Origin of the sequence: Desertibacillus haloalkaliphilus, from assembly GCF_019039105.1 — a bacterium.
Lineage (GTDB): Bacteria > Bacillota > Bacilli > Bacillales > KJ1-10-99 > Desertibacillus > Desertibacillus haloalkaliphilus.
The window spans coordinates 1-383 of sequence record NZ_JAHPIV010000314.1 but is presented as its reverse complement, the minus strand read 5'-3'; the positions used below and the strand labels follow the sequence as shown (position 1 = coordinate 383).

At 38.9% G+C, this 383-nt stretch carries 1 pseudogene; it reads right to left on the bottom strand.

The window, feature by feature from the left end:
• Window positions 1-383, bottom strand: a pseudogene (locus KH400_RS22105) (hypothetical protein); the annotation flags it as partial.

Here is a 383-nt window from a genome sequence, read left to right as displayed (position 1 = left end):
AGTCAATACTCCGCCATTTCTCTAGATAGTCTTCAGGTGATTTAACATAATCTGGTGCACTTTTTGCTTCTAGTGGTAACGAATACAGCGCGTTACCACCTAGTCTCTTTAACGAATTGATCGAATAATTTATCGCTCGATGAACCATGACTTCATCTTTTGCCATTGCTGGATGGTCATCGTAAAAAAATCCCGAATCTTCCTTTTGCTTCGACTGAAAAAAACGAATCATCTGCATCCGCATTGGTTGCGGCATGTCATCGATCAGATTATTCCGTATTAACATGTTTAACGCTTGTGCTGTTGATTCAATATCAGGACTAAAATAATGATCGTTTATAGAACTTCTTGCGTAATAAAATCCTCCTGTTGCGGGATCATAC